Annotated in this window: 23 protein-coding genes; 15 read left to right on the forward strand and 8 right to left on the reverse strand. The window is 71.1% G+C overall.

Annotated features, from left to right (window positions below; genetic code table 11):
• Positions 1 to 109: 109 nt before the first annotated feature.
• The 6 genes from rimO to ABCR94_RS17125 all read left to right on the forward strand — a co-directional run bounded on the left by rimO (position 110) and on the right by ABCR94_RS17125 (position 4,372).
• Positions 110 to 1,588, forward strand: coding sequence for a 30S ribosomal protein S12 methylthiotransferase RimO (gene rimO / locus ABCR94_RS17100; RefSeq protein ID WP_347120176.1), 1,479 nt, complete (start codon positions 110 to 112; stop codon positions 1,586 to 1,588).
• The gene (gene pgsA / locus ABCR94_RS17105) at positions 1,585 to 2,289 is read left to right on the forward strand and encodes a CDP-diacylglycerol--glycerol-3-phosphate 3-phosphatidyltransferase (protein WP_347120177.1); all 705 of its coding nucleotides are present in this window, start codon (positions 1,585 to 1,587) and stop codon (positions 2,287 to 2,289) included. Before rimO ends, pgsA begins: the two co-directional genes overlap by 4 nt.
• A gap of 17 nt (positions 2,290 to 2,306) precedes the next feature.
• A complete protein-coding gene (locus ABCR94_RS17110; protein ID WP_347120707.1) occupies positions 2,307 to 2,819 on the forward strand; it encodes a CinA family protein in 513 nt (170 codons plus the stop codon).
• Positions 2,820 to 2,928: 109 nt separating this feature from the next.
• Positions 2,929 to 3,306, forward strand: a complete 378-nt coding sequence (locus ABCR94_RS17115) for a helix-turn-helix domain-containing protein (RefSeq protein ID WP_347120178.1) — start codon at positions 2,929 to 2,931, stop codon at positions 3,304 to 3,306.
• A gap of 192 nt (positions 3,307 to 3,498) precedes the next feature.
• Positions 3,499 to 3,969: a Dps family protein gene (locus tag ABCR94_RS17120; RefSeq protein ID WP_347120179.1), complete on the forward strand. Its 471-nt coding sequence runs from the start codon at positions 3,499 to 3,501 to the stop codon at positions 3,967 to 3,969.
• A 97-nt stretch (positions 3,970 to 4,066) separates the two neighbouring features.
• Positions 4,067 to 4,372 (forward strand): hypothetical protein, encoded by a 306-nt coding sequence (locus ABCR94_RS17125; RefSeq protein WP_521977168.1) that lies wholly within the window; start codon positions 4,067 to 4,069, stop codon positions 4,370 to 4,372.
• On the opposite strand, the gene ABCR94_RS17130 is transcribed toward ABCR94_RS17125, so the two are convergent.
• The 3 genes from ABCR94_RS17130 to ABCR94_RS17140 form a co-directional block, all read right to left on the reverse strand.
• Complete coding sequence (locus ABCR94_RS17130; protein WP_347120180.1) at positions 4,320 to 5,084, reverse strand: SDR family NAD(P)-dependent oxidoreductase; 765 nt, start codon at positions 5,082 to 5,084, stop codon at positions 4,320 to 4,322. The two genes, ABCR94_RS17125 and ABCR94_RS17130, sit on opposite strands and share 53 nt — an antisense overlap.
• A 58-nt stretch (positions 5,085 to 5,142) precedes the next feature.
• Positions 5,143 to 5,937 carry an Fpg/Nei family DNA glycosylase gene (locus ABCR94_RS17135; protein WP_347120181.1) on the reverse strand — a complete coding sequence of 265 codons (795 nt, stop codon included), beginning with the start codon at positions 5,935 to 5,937 and terminating at the stop codon, positions 5,143 to 5,145.
• A 144-nt stretch (positions 5,938 to 6,081) separates the two neighbouring features.
• Positions 6,082 to 10,716 carry an ATP-dependent helicase gene (locus ABCR94_RS17140; protein WP_347120182.1) on the reverse strand — a complete coding sequence of 1,545 codons (4,635 nt, stop codon included), beginning with the start codon at positions 10,714 to 10,716 and terminating at the stop codon, positions 6,082 to 6,084.
• Between the two features lie 88 nt (positions 10,717 to 10,804).
• Between ABCR94_RS17140 and ABCR94_RS17145 the strand changes: the two genes are divergently transcribed.
• The 3 genes from ABCR94_RS17145 to ABCR94_RS17155 are packed head-to-tail and all read left to right on the forward strand — an operon-like array spanning position 10,805 to position 12,735.
• On the forward strand, positions 10,805 to 11,662 hold the full coding sequence (locus ABCR94_RS17145; protein WP_347120183.1) for an AraC family transcriptional regulator: 858 nt from the start codon (positions 10,805 to 10,807) through the stop codon (positions 11,660 to 11,662).
• Positions 11,663 to 11,686: 24 nt separating this feature from the next.
• Complete coding sequence (locus tag ABCR94_RS17150) at positions 11,687 to 12,430, forward strand: AzlC family ABC transporter permease (RefSeq protein ID WP_347120184.1); 744 nt, start codon at positions 11,687 to 11,689, stop codon at positions 12,428 to 12,430.
• The gene (locus ABCR94_RS17155) at positions 12,427 to 12,735 is read left to right on the forward strand and encodes an AzlD domain-containing protein (RefSeq protein WP_347120185.1); all 309 of its coding nucleotides are present in this window, start codon (positions 12,427 to 12,429) and stop codon (positions 12,733 to 12,735) included. The genes ABCR94_RS17150 and ABCR94_RS17155 overlap by 4 nt, the downstream gene beginning before the upstream one ends.
• A gap of 94 nt (positions 12,736 to 12,829) precedes the next feature.
• Here ABCR94_RS17155 and ABCR94_RS17160 read toward each other — a convergent pair whose 3' ends face one another.
• Positions 12,830 to 13,783, reverse strand: coding sequence for a hypothetical protein (locus ABCR94_RS17160; protein WP_347120186.1), 954 nt, complete (start codon positions 13,781 to 13,783; stop codon positions 12,830 to 12,832).
• A gap of 78 nt (positions 13,784 to 13,861) precedes the next feature.
• On the opposite strand from ABCR94_RS17160, the gene ABCR94_RS17165 reads away from it, so the two are divergent.
• The 6 genes from ABCR94_RS17165 (at position 13,862) to ABCR94_RS17190 (ending at position 19,772) form a co-directional block, all read left to right on the forward strand.
• The gene (locus ABCR94_RS17165) at positions 13,862 to 14,056 is read left to right on the forward strand and encodes a DUF3046 domain-containing protein (RefSeq protein ID WP_347120187.1); all 195 of its coding nucleotides are present in this window, start codon (positions 13,862 to 13,864) and stop codon (positions 14,054 to 14,056) included.
• A 150-nt stretch (positions 14,057 to 14,206) separates the two neighbouring features.
• Entirely contained in the window at positions 14,207 to 15,391 is a 1,185-nt protein-coding gene (locus ABCR94_RS17170; RefSeq protein ID WP_347120711.1) for an AI-2E family transporter, read from the forward strand.
• A gap of 184 nt (positions 15,392 to 15,575) precedes the next feature.
• Positions 15,576 to 16,742, forward strand: a complete 1,167-nt coding sequence (gene recA / locus ABCR94_RS17175) for a recombinase RecA (RefSeq protein ID WP_347120188.1) — start codon at positions 15,576 to 15,578, stop codon at positions 16,740 to 16,742.
• Positions 16,743 to 16,745: 3 nt separating this feature from the next.
• The gene (recX, locus tag ABCR94_RS17180; protein WP_347120189.1) at positions 16,746 to 17,339 is read left to right on the forward strand and encodes a recombination regulator RecX; all 594 of its coding nucleotides are present in this window, start codon (positions 16,746 to 16,748) and stop codon (positions 17,337 to 17,339) included.
• A 304-nt stretch (positions 17,340 to 17,643) separates the two neighbouring features.
• On the forward strand, positions 17,644 to 18,240 hold the full coding sequence (locus ABCR94_RS17185) for an ArsR family transcriptional regulator (protein WP_347120190.1): 597 nt from the start codon (positions 17,644 to 17,646) through the stop codon (positions 18,238 to 18,240).
• Positions 18,237 to 19,772, forward strand: coding sequence for an ABC transporter permease (locus ABCR94_RS17190; protein WP_347120191.1), 1,536 nt, complete (start codon positions 18,237 to 18,239; stop codon positions 19,770 to 19,772). Before ABCR94_RS17185 ends, ABCR94_RS17190 begins: the two co-directional genes overlap by 4 nt.
• A 119-nt stretch (positions 19,773 to 19,891) precedes the next feature.
• Here the strand turns inward: ABCR94_RS17190 and ABCR94_RS17195 are convergent, their stop codons facing one another.
• The 4 genes from ABCR94_RS17195 to ABCR94_RS17205 form a co-directional block, all read right to left on the reverse strand.
• Complete coding sequence (locus tag ABCR94_RS17195; protein WP_347120192.1) at positions 19,892 to 20,284, reverse strand: rhodanese-like domain-containing protein; 393 nt, start codon at positions 20,282 to 20,284, stop codon at positions 19,892 to 19,894.
• Positions 20,281 to 20,754 (reverse strand): cupin domain-containing protein, encoded by a 474-nt coding sequence (locus ABCR94_RS17200; RefSeq protein WP_521977311.1) that lies wholly within the window; start codon positions 20,752 to 20,754, stop codon positions 20,281 to 20,283. Before ABCR94_RS17200 ends, ABCR94_RS17195 begins: the two co-directional genes overlap by 4 nt.
• A 198-nt stretch (positions 20,755 to 20,952) precedes the next feature.
• Positions 20,953 to 21,039 carry a putative leader peptide gene (locus ABCR94_RS39120; RefSeq protein ID WP_319285218.1) on the reverse strand — a complete coding sequence of 29 codons (87 nt, stop codon included), beginning with the start codon at positions 21,037 to 21,039 and terminating at the stop codon, positions 20,953 to 20,955.
• 32 nt (positions 21,040 to 21,071) lie between these two features.
• Positions 21,072 to 22,709: an FAD-dependent monooxygenase gene (locus ABCR94_RS17205; protein WP_347120193.1), complete on the reverse strand. Its 1,638-nt coding sequence runs from the start codon at positions 22,707 to 22,709 to the stop codon at positions 21,072 to 21,074.
• Between the last annotated feature and the right edge of the window lie 42 nt (positions 22,710 to 22,751).

Here is a 22,751-nt window from a genome sequence, read left to right on the forward strand (position 1 = left end):
GGCCTGAGCGCGGTACCGCACCCGCCGCGAGGCCGGTCGCGGGCCGGGTCGCGGGCCCTGGCTGCCCTCGCGGCGGGGGCGTGCGTCGGGACAAAGTAGGCTGGAGCCCATGTCCGAACGCCGTACCGTCGCCCTTGTCACTCTTGGCTGCGCCCGTAACGAGGTGGACTCGGAGGAGCTGGCAGGCCGCTTGGCAGCGGACGGCTGGCAACTTGTCGAGAACGCCTCGGACGCGGACGTCGCCGTCGTCAACACCTGCGGATTCGTCGAGGCCGCCAAGAAGGACTCCGTCGACGCCCTGCTCGAAGCCAATGATCTGAAGGGTCATGGCAAGACCCAGGCCGTCGTCGCCGTCGGCTGCATGGCCGAGCGGTACGGCAAGGAGCTGGCGGAATCGCTGCCCGAGGCCGACGCCGTGCTGGGCTTCGACGACTACGCCGACATCTCCGACCGCCTCCAGACCATTCTCAACGGAGGCGTGCACGCCTCCCACACCCCGCGCGACCGGCGCAAGCTGCTGCCCATCAGCCCCGCCGACCGGCAGGGCGCCTCCGATGTGGCGCTGCCCGGACACGCGCAGGACACGCCGCCCGAGGACCTTCCGGAGGGTGTCGCGCCGGCCTCGGGGCCGCGGGCGCCGCTGCGGATCCGGCTGGGCAAGAGCCCCGTCGCCTCGGTGAAGCTCGCCTCCGGCTGCGACCGCCGCTGCTCCTTCTGCGCCATCCCCTCCTTCCGTGGCTCCTTCATCTCCCGGCGCCCCTCCGACGTGCTGGGGGAGACGCGCTGGCTGGCCGAGCAGGGCGTGAAGGAGGTCATGCTGGTCTCCGAGAACAACACGTCGTACGGCAAGGACCTCGGCGACATCCGTCTCCTGGAGACGTTGCTGCCGGAGCTGGCCGAGGTCGACGGCATCGAGCGGGTGCGGGTCAGTTACCTGCAGCCCGCCGAGATGCGGCCCGGACTGATCGACGTCCTGACCTCGACGCCCAAGATTGCGCCGTACTTCGACCTGTCCTTCCAGCACTCGGCGGCCGGTGTGCTGCGCTCTATGCGGCGCTTCGGCGACACCGACAGCTTCCTCCAGCTGCTGGAGACGATCCGCGCCAAGGCGCCGCAGGCGGGTGTGCGCTCCAACTTCATCGTTGGCTTCCCCGGCGAGAGCGAGGCCGACCTGGCGGAGCTTGAGCGCTTCCTGACGGGCGCACGGCTCGACGCGATCGGCGTCTTCGGGTACTCCGACGAGGACGGCACCGAGGCGGTCACGTACGACAAGAAGCTCGACGCCGATGTCATCGCGGAGCGGCTGGCGCACATCTCGCGGCTCGCCGAGGAGCTGACTTCGCAGCGGGCCGAGGAGCGGCTCGGTGAGACGCTGGAGGTGCTCGTCGAGTCCGTGGGCGCCGCCGAGGACGACGAGGCCGCTGTGGGCCGGGCGGCGCACCAGGCGCCCGAGACGGACGGCCAAGTGATCTTCACGACGAGCCAGGGGCTGACCGTCGGTCGTATGGTCGAGGCAAAGGTGGTCGGAACCGAGGGCGTGGACCTGGTGGCCGAACCGCTCGGATGTCATGAGGAGGCGGGCAGATGACCGGAGTCCCGGCGTCCGCGGCGGGCGGGACCGCCAGGTCTACGTCCGGCGCCGGCAAGCTGGGCGCGGTGGCCGTCGATCAGGCCAGCTTGTGGAACATCGCCAACATTCTGACCATGGTGCGGCTGCTGCTCGTGCCCGGTTTCGCCTTCTTGCTTCTCCACAACGGCGGCTATGACCCGGTCTGGCGGTCGTTCGCTTGGGCGGCCTTCGCGGTCGCCATGATCACGGACCTTTTCGACGGTCACCTGGCCCGCAGGTACAACCTCGTCACCGACTTCGGGAAGATCGCCGACCCGATCGCCGACAAGGCGATCATGGGTGCGGCCCTGATCTGTCTGTCGGCCCTCGGGGATCTGCCGTGGTGGGTGACGGCGGTGATTCTCTTCCGTGAGCTCGGCATCACGCTGATGCGCTTCTGGGTGATCAGACACGCGGTGATTCCGGCCAGCCGCGGCGGCAAGATGAAGACGCTGATCCAGGGCATCGCGGTCGGGATGTACGTTCTCGCGCTGACCGGTCCGCTCGCCTCGCTGCGGTTCTGGGTAATGGCGGCGGCGGTCGTGCTGACCGTGGTGACCGGCCTCGACTATGTGCGGCAGGCAGTGCTGCTGCGCCGGGCCGGGCTCGCGGCGGAGCGGGCGGCCGATCGGGCCACCGCGGAGTCGGCGGGTTCGTCCTCGTCGGAGCCGTCCCGGTGACCGGCGGCCGGGCGGCGCTGGTCGGCGTGCCTGCGCAGGTGCTGGAGCTGCTCGCGGGACGGGGCGAGACGCTCGCCGTCGCCGAATCGCTGACCGGTGGTCTGGTGGCCGGCGAGCTGACCGCCGTGCCCGGCGCCTCACGCGTGTTCCGCGGGTCCGTGACGGCGTACGCGACCGAGCTGAAGCGGGACGTCCTCGGGGTCGACGGAGCGCTGCTGGCGCAGCGCGGGGCCGTGGACCCCGAGGTCGCGCGGCAGATGGCGGCAGGGGTGCGGCGGGTGCTCGGGGCCGACTGGGGAATCGCGACCACAGGTGTCGCGGGGCCCGACGCGCAGGACGGACAGGCTGTCGGCACGGTGTTTGTGGCGGTCGAGGGACCTGGTGGTACCGGGAAAGTCGCCGCGTTGAGGTTGAACGGAGACCGAGCGGTAATCCGTATGGAGAGTGTACGTAGCGTGCTGACCCTGCTCTCCGGCGAACTGATCGAGAACGCGCGGGCACAGGATACGGAACAGAACGGGGGGAATTGATGTTTGCAGCCCTGAGTGAACACGACATCGCTCCCCGCACGGCCGCAGCGCGAGGCGGTACGGTGGGGCGTGAAGGATGCGGCTACGCGGTCCGAGGAGGGAGCCACCGATGATTCTGCTCCGTCGCCTGCTTGGTGACGTACTGCGTCGGCAGCGCCAGCGCCAGGGCCGTACTCTGCGCGAAGTCTCCTCTTCCGCCCGAGTCTCGCTCGGCTATCTTTCCGAGGTGGAGAGGGGGCAGAAGGAGGCTTCCTCTGAGCTGCTCTCTGCGATTTGCGACGCGCTTGATGTACGGATGTCCGAGCTCATGCGTGAAGTGAGCGACGAACTGTCGCTCGCTGAACTGGCGGCGTCGGCAGCGGCGAGCGAGCCGGTGCCGGTGCGTACGATGCTCAACTCTGTTTCTGTGGCTTCGGTGGCCGGTGTGCCGCCGAAGCGGGTGACGATCAAGGCACCTGCGGAAGCGGTGGACGTGGTTGCCGCCTGACTCCGGTGTGAGTCCGGCCTGAGTTCGTGGCGCAGCCCCGGTTGGTCCTGATGGACCGGCCGGGGTTCTTTCGTGCGCCTACTCCTCTGTGCTCCGGTTCGGCGGCTATTCATACACCCTTGCATGACCCTTTTAGGGCGTATGTGCCATGGTGGGGTGAAGTATGAAAATCGGTTCCTGAGGAGGAAGCGGATGTCTGTCGTGAAGAGCACCCTGCCCGAGGCTGATCTCAAGGTGGTCGGCGAGGCGCTCCAGGGTGCGCTTGTGGACCTGGTCGATCTCTCCCTGGCTGCCAAGCAGGTCCACTGGAACGTGGTCGGGCCGCGCTTTCGCTCCGTACATCTGCAGCTGGACGACGTGGTCGTCACGGCGCGGCAGCACTCCGACACGGTGGCGGAGCGGGCCTCCGCGATCGGCGTCAATCCGGACGGGCGCTCCACGACGGTGTCGGAGTCGACCGCGATCAGCGAGGTGCCGGCCGGGTGGATCAAGGACGTCGATGCCGTACGGATCCTGGTGGACGCGCTCGGAGTGGTGATCGGCCGGATGCGCGAGCGGATCAGGGTCACTGGTGACCCGGACCCGATCACTCAGGATCTCCTCATCGGGCTCACCGCGGAGCTTGAGAAGCACGCGTGGATGTTCCAGGCAGAGAGCGCTTAGGGCGCGTAGCGGGAGTGCGCGCGCCGGGCGTGCTTCCGGTGCGCCCTCCCGCCGGGTGATCGCGCCCGGTTAGCGTCGGCCGCCGGAGGAGGCAGCCATGACATGGCGTGACTTCTGGGGGCGCGGGGGATCTGAGGGGCGCGAGGGGCGTGTGTGGCGTGGGCGGGCACTTCGGCGCGGCCCGTTGCTCGCCCTGGCGCTGGTGCTGGGTGCGCTGTGGTGGTGGGCCGTGCTGCGGCTCGCGCTGCTGCCTGAGCAGACAGGGGCCATCGAGGGCGCGGTGGCGGCGGGCGGCTGGGGGCTGAGTCTGCTGCCGGTGCATGTGATTTCGGCTGCCTCGGCCGGAGTGACTACCAGGGCATCACGACGCCGCCGTTCGGGCGCAGAATCTGACCCGTCGTGAAGGCGGAGGCATCGGACGCGAGGTGCAGGATCGCGTGCGCGATGTCCTCGGGCTCGCCCACCCGGCCGAGCGGAGAGGCCCGCACCATCATGGACTCGACCTGGTGCTGGAGTTCCGCGTCGTGGCGTTCCGTCATGGGGGTGCGGACCCAGCCCGGAGCGACGGCGTTGACGCGGATGGCATGGGGGCCCAGTTCGGTGGCGAGTGTCTTGGTGAGCTGGATCACGGCGGCCTTCGCCGCGCTGTAGCAGAGCAGGCCGGCGCTCGCGGAATCTACGGCGCCCGAGGCCATGGTGATGATGCTGCCCGGGACCTTGGCGGCGATCATGGCGCGGGCCGCCTCCTGGCAGGCGTACAGGACACCCTTGAAATTGACCGCCAGGACCCGGTCCAGGTCCTCGTCGCGGGTCTCAAGCACCGTGCTGCTGTGCATGATTCCGGCGACGGCGGCCAGGATGTCCAGACGTCCGGCTCGGGCGACCGCCTCGGTCAGCTGGGCGCGGTCGGTGACGTCGAGGGGGTGGGCGTGCGCGGCGCCGCCTGCTTTGACGATCAGGTCGGTGGTCTCGCGCAGCCCGTTCTCGTCGCGGTCCGCGCAGTGGACGGTCGCGCCGGCCTCCGCGAGGAGCAGAGCGCTCGCGCGGCCTATGCCGCTCGCGGCGCCGGTGACGAGTGCGGTGCGGCCGGTGAGGTCGTACGCCTTGAGGGGCATGCGGGGACGGTACGACCAGATCTGATGGACCGTCAACTGTGCGGCCGGGCCAAGCTTGTCAGGGGGTCGGGCCCAATTGGCAGCGGGGGCACCAATAGGTGGGACGGGCGCGGCTGCCGTCGCCCTGCTCGGCGAGACGCACCGCGATGCCGCAGCGCAGGCAGGGGCGGCCCTCGCGGCCGTACACGTACAGGGGCGGGGCGAGGGCGCGCAGAGTGGTGCGGCGGCGGCCCGGGTGGTCGCGGTTCGCCTCCAGGAGGCGCTTGGCGGCTGCCACGAGGCGCTCGGGGGCGGGGAGTTCACCGGTGGGCAGCCAGGGGGTGACTCCGGCGATGAAGCAGAGCTCCGACTTGTAGACATTGCCGATGCCCGCGAGATTGCGCTGGTCAAGCAGCGCCTCGCCAAGGGGTCGGTCGGGGGCGCCGAGGAGACGCCGCAGGGCCTCGTCGGCGTCCCAGCCGGGGCCCAGGAGATCGGGGCCGAGGTGGCCGACGGCCTGTTCCTCGTCCTGGGTGCGGATGAGCTCCAGGACGGGCAGGCGATAGCCGACGGCCGTGTGGTCCGCGGTGCCGAGGATGGCGCGGATCTGGTGGGCGGGTCCGCCGCGCCAGCGCTCGCCCGGGGCGTAGACCTTCCAGGCGCCGTCCATGCGGAGGTGCGAGTGCAGGGTCAGGCCGCCCTCGATGCGGGTGAGCAGGTGCTTGCCGCGCGGGGTGACGTCCAGCACGGTGCGGCCGGTCAGGTCGGCGGTGGCGAACCTGGGGACGCGGAGGTCGGAGCGGGTGAGGGTGTGGCCGGCGAGGGCGGAGTGCAGGCGGTGGGCGGCCTGCCAGACGGTGTCTCCTTCGGGCATGGGATCCATCATGCGGGGGGCGGGGCGGGGGGCGCCTCCGGTGGGGGTGGTGGGGTGAGGTGTCTTTGCGGTGTGGTCGGCTCGGCTGGTGGGGTGCTCTCGTGGGCTCCGGTCGCCGGGTCCGGGCGTCGTCGTAGGTGGTGGTCAGGCGCGGAGGCGGAGGCCTCTGGGGGTGGCGTGGAAGCCTGCCGCTTCCAGGGTTTGGCCCAGGGGTGAGGTCAGAGCGGGGGAGCCGTTGGTGCGCTCCACCGTGATGGTGCCCAGCGCGCCCCCACGGGCCGCCGTCGCGAGTGCTTCCGCTGCCGCGGCGAGGCGCGGATCCGGGGCCGAGGGATCGTCCGGGGTGGCGGGCCAGGCCAACAGGGTCTTGCCGCCACGCTCCATGTAGAGGGTCAGCTCGCCGTCGACGAGGACGACCAGGGAGCCCGCCTTGCGGCCGGGCCTGTGGCCCGCTTCGGCAGGGGACTCGGGCCAGGGCAGGGCCGCGCCGTACGCATTGGCCGGGTCGGCCGCGGCCAGGACCACCGCGCGGTTGGTGTGCTCCGCGTCCCCGCGGTCGCGGGCGGTCGCCGCTGCCCGCAGGCGGTCGACCGCACCGTCCATCGCGAACTGGGCGGCGCCCAGTCCTTCCACGACGTAGCCACGGCGCGCCTGCCCGCTGTCCTCGAAGGCGGCAAGGATGCGGTACGTCGCGGAGAAGCCGCCCTCGACTCCTTCGGCGGCGACCGCGCCCCGCGTGACCACGCCGTGCCGGTCCAGCAGGGTGCGGGCCAGGGCGTGCGCGCGGTGGGTGGGGTCCGTTTCCAGGGCCGGCAGCAGTGACCAGCGGCCGGAGGCGGTGGGCGGGCCGGTGCGGGAGGCGGTGCGGACAGAGGTCGTCAGTGTGCGGTAGCGCCCGCGCGGCACCGTGCGTTTCGCCCGGTGTGCGGTGGAGCCCGCGGTGCGCCCGGAGCCGAGAAGGGAGCGCAGCGGCGCGAGGGTGTCGTTGGTGAGTCGGCCCGACCAGGCCAGGTCCCATACGGCGTCGGCCAGTTGGGGATCGGTGCAGTCGGGATGGGTGGTGGCGCGGACCTGGTCGGCGATCTGGCGGAAGAACAAGCCGTAGCCGCCGGAGAGAGTGGTGAGGACGGATTCGTGGAGCGCCGTCAGCTCAAGCGGGTGTGGCTGAGGGAGAAGCAGGGGGGCCGCGTCGGCGAGATAGAGGGAGATCCAGCCGTCCTTGCCCGGCAACGCGCCCGACCCGGCCCACAACACCTCACCGGTGGTGGTCAGCTCGTCGAGCATGGCGGGTGTGTAGCCCGCGACACGGGACGGCAGGACCAGCTTTTCGAGCGCGGAGGCGGGGACCGGGGCACCCTGCAACTGCTCGACGGCGCGCACCAGCCCGTCGATGCCCCGCAGGCTGCTGCTCCCCAGGTGCTGCCACCGGGGGAGGAACATCGCGAGCGCCGCGGGCGGGACCGGCTCCAGCTCGTGGCGCAGCGCGGCCAGCGAACGGCGGCGCAGCCGCCTCAGCACCGTCGTGTCGCACCACTCCTGGCCGATCCCGGCGGGGTGGAACTCGCCCTGCACGACCCGGTTGTTCGCGCCGAGACGCTGCAGGGTGCCGTCCGTGACCGCGGACCCCAGGCCGAACCGGGCCGCCGCCGCGGCAGACGTGAAGGGCCCATGGGTGCGGGCATAGCGGGACAGGAGGTCACCGAGGGGGTCCTTGACCGGCTCGGTGAAAGCTTCCGGTACGCCGACGGGCAGCGGGGTGCCGAGCGCGTCGCGCAGGCGGCCCGCGTCCTCGATGGCCGCCCAGTGGTCCGCCCCGGAGATCCGGACGCGGATCGCCCGGCGTGCGGATGACAGCTTGTCGGCCCATTGGGGCTCGGCCCCGCGCGCGGCAAGCTCGGCGTCCGTAAGGGGCCCCAGGACGCGCAGCAGGTCCGCGACACCTTCCATGTCTTTGATCCGGCGGTCCTCGGTGAGCCACTGGAGCTCCTGCTCCAGCTCGGTCAGGACCTCGGCGTCGAGCAGCTCCCGCAGCTCGGCCTGGCCGAGGAGCTCGGAGAGGAGCTTGGAGTCGAGGGAGAGCGCGGCGGCCCGGCGCTCGGCGAGGGGCGAGTCGCCCTCGTACAGGAACTGGGCGACGTATCCGAAGAGGAGGGAGCGGGCGAAGGGGGACGGCTCGGTGGTGGTGACCTCGACGAGCCGGACCCGCCGGGCCTCGATGTCGCCCATCAGCTCGGTCAGGCCGGGAACGTCGAAGACGTCCTGCAGGCATTCGCGCACGGCTTCGAGGACGATCGGGAACGACCCGAACTTCGATGCGACCTGAAGCAGTTGGGAAGCGCGTTGGCGCTGCTGCCACAGAGGGGTGCGCTTGCCGGGGCTGCGGCGGGGCAGCAGCAGCGCGCGGGCGGCGCACTCGCGGAAACGGGCGGCGAACAGCGCTGAGCCGCCGACCTGGTCGGTGACGATCTGGGTGACCTCGCCCTTGTCGAAGGCGATGTCGGAGGCGCCCACCGGGGCCTGCTCGCTGTCGAACTCCGCGCCCTGCCGCGACGGTTCCTCGTCGAGCAGGTCGAGGCCCATCAGGTCCGCGTCGGGCAGGCGCAGCACAATGCCGTCGTCGGCGTGCATGACCTGGGCGTCCATGCCGTACCGCTCGGCCAGGCGGGAGCCGAGTGCCAGCGCCCAGGGGGCGTGCACCTGGGCGCCGAAGGGGGAGTGGATGACGACGCGCCAGTCGCCCAGCTCGTCGCGGAAGCGCTCGACGACGATGGTGCGGTCGTCCGGAACGTGCCCGGCGGCGCGGCGCTGCTCGTCCAGGTAGGAGAGCACATTGTCGGTGGCCCAGACGTCGAGCCCAGCGGCCGTCAGGCGCTCCCGGGCGGCCTCCGGGGTGACCGAGCCGATCTCACGGAGAAACGCGCCGAGCGCACGGCCCAGTTCGAGGGGGCGGCCCAGCTGGTCGCCCTTCCAGAACGGCAGCCGTCCCGGCACACCGGGCGCGGGAGAGACCAGGACCCGGTCGCGGGTGATGTCCTCGATGCGCCAGGAGGTGGTGCCCAGGGTGAAAACGTCGCCCACCCGGGACTCGTAGACCATTTCCTCATCGAGCTCCCCGACACGGCCGCCCCCCTTCTTCGGGTCCGCCCCCGCCAGGAAGACGCCGAAGAGGCCGCGGTCGGGGATCGTGCCGCCGGAGGTGACGGCGAGGCGCTGCGCACCGGGGCGGCCTGTGACCGTACCGGCGATACGGTCCCACACGACGCGGGGGCGCAACTCCGCGAAGGCGTCGGACGGGTAGCGCCCCGCGAGCATGTCCAGGACGGCCGTGAAGGCGGAATCGGGGAGTGAGGCGAAGGGGGCCGCGCGGCGGAAGAGGGCGAGTAGGTCATCGGCCTGCCAGGTGTCGAGGGCGACCATGGCGACGAGCTGCTGCGCCAGGACGTCCAGCGGATTGCCGGGGACGCGCAGGGCTTCGATGGAGCCGCTGCGCATGCGCTCGGTGACGACGGCCGACTGCACCAGGTCGCCCCGGTACTTGGGGAAGACGACGCCCGTGGAGACCGCGCCGACCTGGTGGCCCGCGCGGCCGACGCGCTGAAGCCCGGAGGCGACGGACGGTGGTGACTCGACCTGGATGACGAGATCGACCGCGCCCATGTCGATGCCCAGCTCCAGGCTGGAGGTGGCGACGACGGCGGGGAGCCGGCCGGCCTTGAGGTCCTCTTCGACGAGAGCACGCTGCTCCTTGGAGACCGAGCCGTGGTGCGCGCGGGCGAGCAGCGGCGGGGCTCCCTTGGCGGCGCCCGATTCGGCCATGATCTCGGCGGGGGAGTGCGCGTCGGGCATGGACTCGCCGGTGGCGCGCTCGTACGCGATCTCGTTGAGCCGGTTGCACAGACGCTCCGCGAGGCGCCGTGAGTTGGCGAAGACGATCGTGGAGCGGTGCGCCTGGACGAGATCGGCGATGCGCTCCTCCACATGGGGCCAGATCGACGGCTTGTCGCCCGCGTCGTCCTCCTTGGCGGGGGAGCCGCCCAGCTCGCCCAAATCCTCGACGGGGACGACCACCGACAGGTCGAACTTCTTGGCCGACGGCGGCTGGACGATCTCCACCTTGCGCTGCGGCGAGAGGAAGCGGGCCACCTCGTCCACCGGCCGGACCGTCGCGGACAGGCCGATCCGGCGGGCCGGCCTCGGCAGCAACTCGTCCAGCCGCTCCAGGGACACGGCGAGATGAGCGCCTCGCTTGGTGCCCGCGACGGCGTGCACCTCGTCGAGGATCACCGTCTCGATGCCGGACAGGGCGTCACGGGCGGCGGAGGTGAGCATGAGGAACAGCGACTCGGGTGTGGTGATGAGGATGTCCGGCGGCTTGGTGGCCAGTGACCGCCGCTCGGCGGGCGGGGTGTCGCCGGAGCGGATGCCGACGCGGATCTCGGGCTCCGGCAGACCGCGACGCACCGACTCCTGGCGGATCCCCGTGAGAGGGCTGCGCAGATTGCGCTCGACGTCGACCGCGAGGGCCTTGAGCGGCGATACGTACAGCACCCGGCAGCGCTTCTTGGCGTCGGCGGGCGGGGGTGTGGACGCCAGGTCGTCGAGGGCGGCGAGGAACGCGGCCAGGGTTTTGCCGGAGCCGGTCGGCGCCACGACCAGGACGTCGGAGCCCTCGGAGATGGCCCGCCAGGCGCCTTCCTGCGCCGCGGTGGGCGCGCTGAAGGCCCCCGCGAACCAGCCGCGGGTCGCGGGGGAGAAGGAGTCGAGCGCAGTCCTGACCATGCCCCCATCGTGCACCGGACCACTGACATCGGGCGTCCAGAACATGGACGCGCAGGTCAGGGATGCGGAGGCGGCGCAGAATGGACCTATGGCGACAGCGATGGCGGCGGATGGGAAGGACGAGTGGGCGCGGCACTGGCAGTACCCGGGGGTGCCGGGCCTGGACCTGCTGCGGGCTCGCTATGTCCGCCATTCCTTCTCGCGGCACAGCCATGAGGGGTTCGTTTTCGGCGCCGTCTTCCGCGGGATCGAGGACGTGGTCATGCCGCACGGCACTATCCGGGCCCGCCCCGGCACCGTCGTCATGATCAACCCGGAGGTTCCGCACTCCGCCCATGCCGGGGTGCCCGAAGGCTGGTCGTACGCCACGCTGTATCCGTCGGCGCAGGTGGTCGCCGACATCGCCGAAGAGACGACCGTGCTGCGGGGGACGGCTGTTTTCGCCGAGACCATCGTCGAGGACCCGGACACCGCGCGGCTCATTCGCGCGGTGCACCAGGCGGCGGAGGAGGGCAACGCGCTCGCCGCCGACAGCCTGCTGCGCATAGCCGTGGCCCGGCTGCTGCGCCGGCACGGCCAGGCCCTGCCCGCCCGCACGCCCGCCGCGGCCGGCGCCCACACCGCGGCCCTCGCCAAAAGCCTCCTGGAGGAGCGCATGGCCGAGCCGCCGTCCCTGGAACAGTTGGCGCGGGAACTGGGCACCGGTCCCTTCGCGCTGCTGCGCGCCTTCAAGGCCGCCTACGGCATGCCGCCGCACACCTGGCTCACCAACGCGCGCGTGCGCAGCGCCCGCCGGCTCCTGGAGGCCGGGACGGCGCCCGCCGACGCGGCCGTCGCCGTCGGCTTCACCGACCAACCGCACCTCAACAGGCACTTCACCCGGATCGTCGGCGTGCCGCCGGGCGCGTACCGGCGGGAGCGCGCAAGAACGTACAAGACCACATAGGGCACGGCACGTAACGTCCGGCAGGTGGCAGAACAGATAGCACTCCCAGCGCAACCGATACACACCGAACCAGAGGCCAAACCCGACAGCGCCGTCGTCCGCGACGCGCTGGGTGTCGGCGTCGCCGTCGGCCTCTCCGGCTTCGCGTTCGGCGTGACCTCGGCCGGATCCGGCCTCACCCTCCTGCAGACCTGCGCGCTCAGCCTGCTGGTCTTCACCGGCGCCTCACAGTTCGCGCTCGTCGGCGCGCTCGCGGCAGGTGGCAACCCCTTCACCGCGGCGGCGGGCGCCTTCTTCCTCGGCGTACGCAACGCCTTCTACGGGTTGCGGCTGTCCCAACTCCTCGCACTCCCGCGGTTCGTGCGCCCCTTCGCCGCCCACTGGGTGATCGACGAGACCACGGCCGTCACCCTCGCGCAGCCCACGCGTCGCAGCGCCCGGCTCGGGTTCACCGTCACCGGACTGAGCCTCTACGTGCTGTGGAACCTCACCACCCTCGCCGGCGCGCTGGGCGCTGAGGCCATCGGGGACACCGACGCGTGGGGCCTCGACGCCGCCAGCCCCGCCGTCTTCCTCGCCCTGCTCGCTCCCATGCTGCGTACCGGGATGGAACGGGCCGTCGCCGCTCTGGCGGTCGTTCTGGCGCTCGGTCTCCTGCCGGTGCTGCCCGCGGGCGTGCCGGTGCTCGCCGCCGCGCTCGCCGCCCCGGCGGTGCTCATGGTCCAGGGCCGTAGGGCACGCGACACGGCCAAGAGGGAGCGACGATGAGCGTCTGGATCGCGATCGGCGCCACCGCCGTAGGCTGCTACCTCGTGAAACTGCTGGGGCTGCTGGTGCCCGCCGGGGCACTGGAGCGCCCCCTTGTGAAGCGCCTGGCCGCTCTGCTGCCGGTGGCCCTGCTGGCCGCGCTCACCGCCCAGCAGACCTTCAGCACCGGCCAGCACCTCATGCTGGACGCCAGGGGCGCGGGGCTCGCTGCGGCGGCGCTCGCACTGGTCCTGCGCGCCCCCTTCCTCGTCGTGGTCGGGGCGGCCGTGGCGGTCACCGCCGGAGTGCGCGCGCTGGGCGGATGACCGGTTCGCCCACCCCGGCCTGACGCCTGTGCCGGCCTGACGCCCACCCCGGCCTGACGCCCGTGCCGGGCACGGCGGCCGGGACGGCGCACGGTCAGGAATCGGTCGATGTCCCACCGCCCCCAGTGCGGCCCTCGTCGATGACCCGCCCATAGGCCCGCAGCGTCAGCAGCGCGTCGATCGTCACCATCGGTCGGCACTCCAGAGCGGTCCCCGGAGCCCATTGCCGCCAGCGGATCGGCCAGCCCCCGTCCTCCTGCTGCTCGGCCGCGAGGAAGTCGAGCGAGCGGCTCATCTCCTCGTCGGTGAACCAGCCACGGGCCATTGAACCGGGCACAGCGGCGAAGTCGTACGGAAAATGGTGCTCACCCGGCGCGTACCCCGGCGAGAGGCGCTGCTCCCCGGCCCGCGCCGGGTCCAGCACCACGAGCCGCTGCTCGCGCACCAGGCGGCCGAGCCGGTCCGCCGCGGCCTCGGCCCGCGACCGGTCGGGCACGCCGTCCAGGAAGGCGACCGCCGCCCGGATCTCGTAGGGGTGGGAACTGCGCAGCGCGTCGATGGCGGCCCAGCAGAAATCGGTCGCCCTGAAGAGCCACGCGTGCCACACCTCGTTGCGGTGCAGCAGCCCCACCACGGGCCCGGTCGCCAGCAGCTCGCTCGGAGGGTCGTCGACGATGGGGATGAAGGGCGCGGCGGGATAGCCGCGCAGCGAAGGGTGGACGGCGGGCAGTGCCCCGTCCTTCGTCGAGACGTCGGACAGGTAGCGGCACATCCGCTCCACCCGCAGGCCTTCGCAGCGGCCGATGGAGTCGAGGACGGACAGCGCGTGCGCGGTGTGCAGCGGTTGGCTGACGGGCCCCCGCAGATCGGGTTCGAGCGCGTGCCCGTAGCCGCCGTCCTCACCCTGGTACGCGGCGAGCGCCGCTTCGACCGCATCGCTGCCGCCGCCCAGGAAGTGGTAGGCGAAGCGCCGCTGTTCGAGCACCCGGGCCGTCAGCCAGATGAAGTGCTCGCCGCGCGAGAGAAGGGATGCTCCGGATCCAGCCATGCAACGACCGTAGGGCCCAAAACGCTCACGGCAAGGTGTACGGACAGGGCTGCACTCTCAGGGCGCGATACTTGTTTCATGCGGTTGACGATTTTCTGGGATCGGATGGCGGACCACTTCGGCGAGGCGTACGCCGATTCCTTCGCCCGTGACCATGTGATGACCGAGCTCGGGGGCCGTACGGTGCACGAGGCACTCGCCGCGGGGTGGGACGCCAAGGCCGTCTGGCGCGTCGTCTGTTCCGCGATGGACGTCCCCGCGGACAAATGCTGACGCCAGGGCGGGCGGCCGGACCGTACGGGCATGGGCGAGACTGATCCGGTGGCACCCACTGACGAGTCCGCCGAGAAGTCCGCCCAGAACAAAGAGTCACCGACCGCGTCGCCGCCCGCGGCCTCCGCGGTGGCCATGGCTTCGGCCCTTATGCCCCGTTGGCTGCCCCGCGCGATGGTTCTCGCGCTCGCGCTCTATGCCTGCTTCCGACTGGGCGACTGGGCGTTCCACCAGCTCATCGGACTGCTGACCAACATCCTGATCGCCTTTTTCCTGGCGCTGGCGATCGAGCCGGCGGTCGGCCGCATGGCGGCGCGCGGCATGCGGCGGGGCCTCGCCACCTTGCTGGTTTTTCTGGGCGTCGTGATCGCGGCGGTCGGCTTCGTCGTGCTGCTCGGCTCGATGCTGGCCGGACAGATCATCGAGATGGTCGAGGACTTCCCCAAGTACCTCGACTCGGTGATCAACTGGATCAACCAGAGCTTCCACACGGAGCTCTCCCGGGTCGAGGTCCAGGACAGTCTGCTGCGCTCCGACTGGCTGCAGAGGTACGTACAGAACAGCGCGAGCGGCGTTCTGGACGTGTCGGCGACCGTCCTGGGCGGGCTGTTCAGACTGCTGACGATCTTTCTGTTCTCGTTCTACTTCGCGGCCGACGGACCGCGGCTGCGCCGCGCCCTGTGCTCCGTACTGCCGCCGGCCCGGCAGGCCGAGGTGCTGCGCGCCTGGGAGATCGCGGTCGACAAGACGGGCGGTTATCTCTACTCGCGTGGCCTGATGGCGCTCATTTCCGGTTTCGCGCACTACATCCTGCTGGTGATCCTGGATGTGCCGTACGCGCCCGCGCTCGCCGTGTGGGTGGGGCTGGTCTCGCAGTTCATCCCGACGATCGGCACGTATCTGGCGGGCGCCCTGCCGATGCTGATCGCCTTCACCGTCAACCCCTGGTACGCGCTGTGGGTGCTCATCTTCGTCGTGATCTACCAGCAGTTCGAGAACTATGTGCTGCAGCCGAAGCTGACCGCGAAGACGGTGGACATCCACCCGGCGGTGGCCTTCGGGTCGGTTGTCGCCGGGACGGCGCTGATGGGCGCGGTCGGTGCGCTGATCGCGATTCCGGCGGTGGCGACACTGCAGGCTTTCCTGGGCGCGTATGTGAAGCGGTACGACGTGACGGACGACCCGCGGGTGCACGGCAGGCATCCACGGCGACGGGGTTTCCCGGGCCTCGTGCGGCTGCGGCGGACCTTGCGCCATGAGCCGCGGCAGGCGGCCAGGACGCCCGGAACGTCGGGGAAAGCCGGGACGCCGCCGTCCGAGGATGACGGCTCCTGAGACTCGGGTGAGGTGGGCGTGGTGCGCTTGACACCAAAATCGAACATCCATTCTCATGGGGTTCTGGCCCGGTTTCTCTCCTTGAGTTATCCACAGGTCAGGACGGCGCCGGGACGCATTGTCAGTGGCAGGGGTTAGCGTCTTGGGTGTGAAGCGATCGACTCAAGCAAATCGGGTGGAACCCATGGCAGCAGGCACCGACCGCGAGAAGGCGCTCGACGCCGCGCTCGCCCAGATTGAACGGCAATTCGGCAAGGGCGCCGTCATGCGCCTCGGCGACCGGCCGAACGAAGCCATCGAAGTGATCCACACCGGATCGACCGCACTGGACGTCGCACTCGGCATCGGCGGACTGCCGCGCGGCCGCGTGGTGGAGGTGTACGGACCGGAGTCCTCCGGCAAGACGACACTGACGCTGCACGCCGTGGCCAACGCGCAGAAGGCCGGCGGCACCGTCGCCTTCGTGGATGCTGAGCACGCGCTCGACCCCGAATACGCCAAGGCGCTCGGTGTCGACACGGACAACTTGATCCTTTCCCAGCCGGACACCGGCGAGCAGGCGCTTGAGATCGTGGACATGCTGGTCCGCTCCGGCGCCATCGACCTCATCGTCATCGACTCCGTGGCGGCCCTGGTGCCGCGTGCGGAGATCGAGGGCGAGATGGGCGACTCGCACGTCGGTCTCCAGGCCCGGCTGATGAGCCAGGCGCTCCGAAAGATCACTGGCGCGTTGCACCAGTCCCAGACCACCGCGATCTTCATCAACCAGCTCCGCGAGAAGATCGGTGTGATGTTCGGCTCCCCGGAGACCACGACCGGTGGTCGGGCGCTGAAGTTCTACGCCTCGGTGCGACTCGACATCCGGCGGATCGAGACGCTGAAGGACGGCACCGACGCGGTCGGCAACCGCACCCGCGTCAAGGTCGTCAAGAACAAGTGCGCGCCGCCCTTCAAACAGGCCGAGTTCGACATCCTCTACGGCCAGGGCATCAGCCGCGAGGGCGGCCTGATCGACATGGGCGTGGAGAACGGCTTCGTCCGCAAGGCCGGCGCCTGGTACACGTACGAGGGCGACCAGCTCGGCCAGGGCAAGGAGAACGCCCGCAACTTCCTGAAGGACAACCCCGATCTCGCCGATGAGATCGAAAAGAAAATCAAGGACAAGCTGGGCGTCGGCGTCAAGAAGCCGCAGACCCCGGCTGTCGAGCCCGCAGCGGACACGGCGGTTGTCGGCGCGGCCGCAGCAGGTGCGGCGGCGGCCACGGATGCGGTGACGGTCGACGCGGCGAAGTCGGTACCGGCTCCGGCGACCAAGGCCAAAACGGCCAAGACCGCGGCGGCCAAGAGCTAAGCCATGACCCGGAGAATGGACTGGCCGGGGAGCACGGACGCAGAGGACAGTGGCAGCCCCGCCCCGTCGAAGGCCGGGAAGGGGCTGCTGCCTCAGGATCCGGGTGAGCAGGCGCGCGCGATCTGCCTGCGCCTGCTCACCGGGAATCCGCGTACGCGCAAGCAGTTGGCGGACGCGCTCCAGAAGCGGGACATCCCCGAAGAGATTTCGGACGAGGTGCTGTCCCGCTTCGAAGAGGTCGGGCTCATCAATGACGCGGCCTTCGCGGACGCCTGGGTGGAGTCCCGCCACCACGGCCGGGGTCTGGCCCGGCGGGCGCTCGTACGGGAGCTGCGGACCAAGGGAGTGGACGCGGCTCTGATCGACGAGGCCGTGGGGCAGCTCGACTCCGATCAGGAGGAGGAGCGGGCCCGCGAGCTCGTCGCCCGTAAGCTCCGTTCCACCCGCGGCCTGGAGCGCGACCGCCGAATGCGCCGCCTCGTGGGCATGCTCGCCCGCAAGGGCTACTCGGATGGCATGGCCCTGAGGGTGGTCAGGCGCGCATTGGAAGAAGAGGGCGAGGACGACACGGGGGGCGTGGAATACGACCCGCTCTGAGCGACGCGGGGCGTGGAGTACGACTCGCTCTGAGCGGAGCTGAGGCGGGGCCGGACCCCGGACTACCTCCGAGCGGCCCCGGCCTGGCTTCGGCCCTGGCCCCCGGCTTCGGATCTGGCCCGGGCTTCGGCTTGGGCCCCGGCTTCGGTCCCGGCCTTGCTTCGGCCCTGGCTCTGGCCCGGCCGGTCGGACTGCGGCATCGGCCCAACGGGCTTACCCACAAAGGCTGGTGGGGTTAACCCCCGGGTGAATGCGCAGGTCGGCTCCAGTGCACAGCTGCTTGTGCACAGGCAATTGTGTACGCATGGCAAAGCAACCCGGCGGTACCGAGATCGCGGAGCTGGCCGCCCTCAAGGCGCTGGCGCAGCCGCGGCGGCAGCAGATTCTTCAGCAACTCTCCCTCCACGGTCCGGCCACCTCGGCGATCCTTGCCCGAGCCCTGGGGCTGAACACCGGCGCCACCAGCTACCACCTTCGTGAGCTCGCCAGATACGGATTCGCCGAGGAGGCCGAGCCCGAGGCCATGGGGCGGGGAGGCGCACACCGCGAGCGCTGGTGGCGAGCTGTCCCCGGAGACCGCCGTTTCCCCCGGCGCACCCAGCAGAGTCCCGAAATGCGGCTCGTCATGGACGAGTTGAACCACCATGCCTATGCAACCGACCTCGACCTCTTCGAGCAGGCCCAGCACGGCAGTGCGGACGAGGACCTCGGCGAGTGGGCCGATGCCTTCCCGTACTCCCGGAGCTTCATCCGGCTCACCCTCCCTGAACTCCGGGAGTTCTTCGAGGAGTACATCGCCCTCCTCGACCGCTACAAGCGCCCCGATGCCGCCACGCCGCCCGAGGCGCGCACCGTACTCACCCGCCTGCTCGCCTTCCCCGCACCCGAGGACGCGTCATGATGCTGAGTTACGCCTTGCAGAGCGTCCGGGACCGCAAAGGCGAATTCCTCGGAGCCTTTGTCGCCCTGATGTGCGCCGCCGCCCTCATCACGGCTTGCGGCGCCCTCCTGGAGACCGGTCTTCGCGGCGCGATCGCCACCGAGCGTTACGCCGCGAGCCCCCTCGTTGTGTCCGCCGACCAGAACGTGCACAAGACCACGGTCAAGCACAAAGGCAACGGCAAGACCAAGACCAAGACCAAGCACAAGGCGAAGCCGATGGCAGAGCGCGCCTGGCTGCCCGCGCCGACCGTGCGGCGCGTCAGCGCGGTCGAAGGTGTACGCGCCGCCGTGCCCGAGCTCACCTTCCCCGCCCGTCCCGTGGGCCCGGACGGCCGTTTCCTGCCGGCCGCCGACGGCCGGACCTACTACGGCCACTCCTGGGCCTCCGCCGCGCTGACCCCGTTCACCCTCACCCGCGGCGACGCCCCCAAGGCCGCCACCGACCTGGTCGTCGACCGTGAATTCGCCGCCCGCGCCGACCTCGCGCCCGGCGACCGGCTCACCGTGCAGTCCACCGGCTCCCCGCGTACGTACCGGATCACCGGCATCGCGGCGCCCGAACCCGCAGCGGACCGCAGCGGTGATCTGCGCCATCAGACGTCCCTCTTCTTCTCCACCGCGGAAGCCGAGCGGTTGGCCGTCCACCCCGGCCAGGTCACCGCCATCGGTGTGCTCCCCGAAAACGGCACGGACATCGCCCAGTTGAAGAAGGACGTCACCCAAGCTCTCGCCGGCAGCCTTGATGGCACCCCGGCCGGCGCCAGAACCGCACTTGTCTCCTCCGGTGACGACCGCGGACCGGTCGAATTCCTCGACGCGGCTGGCGCCCGGATCAAGCTCGTCAGCATGGGAGGCGCCATCGGCGGTACGTCGTTGCTCGTCGGCGCGAGCGCCGGGTTGGTCGGTTCACTCGTGGGGCTGCCACTCGGGGCCTGGCTGCACGGTCGGTTCGTCGAACTGGGTGCAGTCCCCGCGACTCTGGAACGCACGGCCAGTGTCTTCCCGATGTTCGCCGCGATCGGTGCGACGCTGCTCGGAGCCTGGGCCGCGGCCCGTATCTCGGGCCGCCGGATCGCCCGTATCCGCCCTGCGGAGGCCATGGCAGAGGCGGCGGTCGACGCCATGGGGCTGGTCCTGGCCTTCACCGCAATCGCCGTCGTGAACACCCTCGCCATGTCGGTCTCCGAACGCATCCGTGAGTTCGCGATGCTCAGGCTGGCCGGCGCCACCCGCCGTCAGGTCCTGCGGATGCTCCGCACCGAAGCTCTGACAGTCCTGCTGATCGGTGCCTTCCTCGGCACCGGAATCGCGCTCGCGGTGCTGACGGCGTTCAGTGTCGGCATGACGGGCAACGCGGCTCCGGCTGTACAGCCCTTGGTGTACGCCACCGTGGTCTGTGCCGCAGGGCTGCTCGCCCTGGTGGCGACGGCGCTGCCGGGCCGGGCGGCGCTGAAGGCCCGCCCGGTGGAGGTGGCCATGGCCACGCAGTAGTAGCCACTGTCCGGACGGACCCGGCCCCCGCACCGTCAGCCCCGCATACCGTCAGCCCCGCACAGCGGTAAGGGGCGTCCTCCATGGAGGACGCCCCTTACCGCGTCACGACAGCGGTGTCACCGCAGCGTCACCGGCAGCCCCGCCGCGCGCCATGCCTGGAAGCCGCCTTCGAGGTCCGTCGCCCGGTGCAGCCCCAGCTGCCGCAGTGAGGCTGCCGCGAGGCTCGACGCGTATCCCTCGTTGCAGATCACCACGACCCGCAGGTCGTGGTCGGTGGCCTCCGCGGCCCGGTGGCTGCCCTGCGGGTCGAGCCGCCACTCCAGCTCGTTGCGCTCGACGACCAGCGCCCCGCGAATCAGCCCGTCCCGCTCGCGCAGGGCGACGTACCGGATGTCCACCAGCAGGGCGCCCGCCGAGGCCGCCTCGAAGGCCTCCTGCGGGCCGACGCGGTCGAGCCCTTCGCGGACCCGCTCCAGAAGTTCGTCGATGCCGACCGGCTTCCCGCTCACTGCCACTCCTCGGGATGTTCCACGTGCTCCAGGCGCAGCACCGTGCCGGTGCGGCTGTAGCGCCGCATCATCGGCAGCGGCGGGTAGTAGGCGTGCACCGAGATGGCGTGTTCGTCCGGGGACTCGTTCAGTACCTGGTGGACATGATGGGCGCCGAAGGCACGCCCCTGACCGGCTGTCAGTCGCCGCTCGCGGTCGACACCATCGGCCAGTTCGAGGGTTTTCCAGCCCTCGGTGGGAAGGCGCGCCGCGAGTGACTCCTCGCGCAGTGAGCCTCCCGCGGCGGCGAAGGCCCCGTGCGAGCCGCCGTGGTCGTGCCAGCCGGTTCCGCTGCCGGGCGGCCATCCGATGAGCCACGCCTCACTCCCGGCGGGCCCGTCGAGCCGTACCCAGGTACGCCCTTCGGGGTCGAGCGGAAGGGAGCCCACGAACGAGGTGTCGGCAGCGATGCGACGTACGAATTCGAGCAGTTCCGCGGAGGAGGGACCCGCGGAGGCGGGACGCGCGGTGGAAGAGACCGCGGCGCGGTCGGCAGGGGTGGTGGTGGCTGCGGCGCGCTCGGGCACAGCGGAAAGGGGTGCGGGAAGGGACACAAGGACCGTCCTGAGAGTTCGCGTGGGCGCGCGGCCATGAGCAGAGCACGGCACGGCGCGAGGAAAGAGGGCGAATCAGCAGGACGGCCGACACACGCAGCCCGCATAGCGGACGAGGTCCATATGGACTCTCCGCCACAGGCGCACATTGGTGTCGGTCACGCTTCGGAGTACACCATGTGCGCCTGTGACGGTCAATTGATGTCCGCAGTCCGGTCGGTCCGGTCGGTCCGGCCGGGACTGTCGGCGTGCGGAGGGGCGCCCGCCGTGGACGGTGCGCCCCCGCGAGCCGCGTCCGCCGCCGCGTAGAGATCGGCGGGCCGCACCCCGTTGAGCGCGGTGACCAGATGCCCGTCGGGCCGTACGAGCAGCACAGTGTGCGCGGACGCCCCCGGGTAGCTCTCCACGACCAGCAGCTCGGCCGTCACCGGCAGGGCCGTCACCGCGGCGTCCAGCCGTGGCATCACCCCGGCGCTCATCCAGTGACGCCGGTCCCATACGCCGGTGCCCGGTGCGACCAGCGTCACCAACAGCCGCCCGCGTCCCAGCCGGTCCCGCAGCCTTACGGTCGTGCCGTCCGTCGCGGTCGCCCTCACATCCGCGACCGGTCCGCCCAGCGGCGTACCGACGAGCGTCTGCGCCTCGGAGTGCGGGGGTGCGAGGGGGGAGCGCGTGTACTCGGGTGGCGCCCCCAGCGCGCCGCGCCCCAGATGCCCGTCCGTCAGCATCAGATCGTGCCCGCGCGCGGTGCCCGGCAGGTACGTGCGCAGGCCGCCGCCACCGCGCAGTATCGGCAGCGCCTGGTCGGCGGCGCGCAGCCGGGCGGCGACGGCGGTGCGCCGCTCCGCCTGATAGCTGTCCAGCAGCGTCTCCGACGCCCCCAGGTGCCAGGCCTGCGCCAGCTTCCAGGCCAGGTTGTCGATGTCCCGCAGGCCCTCGTCGAGGCCCTGGGTGCCCAGCGCGCCGAGCAGATGGGCCGCGTCTCCGGCGAGGAAGGCCCTGCCCACCCGCCAGCGGCGGGCCAGCCGGTGGTGGAGGGTGTACACACCGGTGTCGATCAGTTCGTACGGAGGCGTCTCGCCGCACCAGCCGGCCAGGGTGTCCCGCACCCGCGTCACCAGGGCCTCAGGTGTCACCAGCTCGCCGCGCGCCGGCAGTAGCCAGTCCAGCCGCCACAGGTCACCGGGCAGCGGCCGGGCCGTCACTTCCTCGCCGCCCGTGCGCCACGGGGGCAGCCTGTGGAGTAACGCCTCGCCGGGCCAGGGAAGCTCGGCGTGCAGCGCTGCCACGGCGTGCCGCTCCACCGCCGTGCGCCCCGGGAAGCGGATGCCGAGGAGCTTGCGCACGGTCGACCGTGCCCCGTCGCAGCCGACCAGGAAACTGCCGCGCCACCAGGTGGAGCCGGGCTCACGGGTGTGCGCGGTGATGCCGTCGGCGTCCTGCTCGACGGTGTCGAGACGACTGTGCGTGACGATCCGTACGAGCTTCTGCTCGGCGGCGGCGTCCCGCAGACCGTTGGTGAGGGTGTGCTGCGGCAGATGTAGCGGAGAGGGCAGGTCGCCGTCGTCACCGAGGGAGAGATACCTGATGTCCTGCTTGCGCCGCATGGAGCGCCATCCGGTCCAGTGCGCCCCCGCGTCACGGACGGCGTCGCCCCCGAGCCGCTCGACCAGCTCGGCGGTGTCCGGCCGCAGGACGGCCGTACGGGCCGTACGCAGCTCTTCGTTGCCGGACCCCTCGTCGAGGACTACGGAGGGAACGCCCTGGGCGGCGAGAGCCAGGGACAGGGCCAGTCCGACAGGACCGGCACCAACGACGATCACCGGGTCCACGGCGCGTCCCCTCCGGTCCGTACGGACATGCGGGAAGTGGCA

Source organism: Streptomyces changchenzhani (assembly GCF_039766235.1).
In the GTDB taxonomy this organism is placed as follows: domain Bacteria; phylum Actinomycetota; class Actinomycetes; order Streptomycetales; family Streptomycetaceae; genus Streptomyces.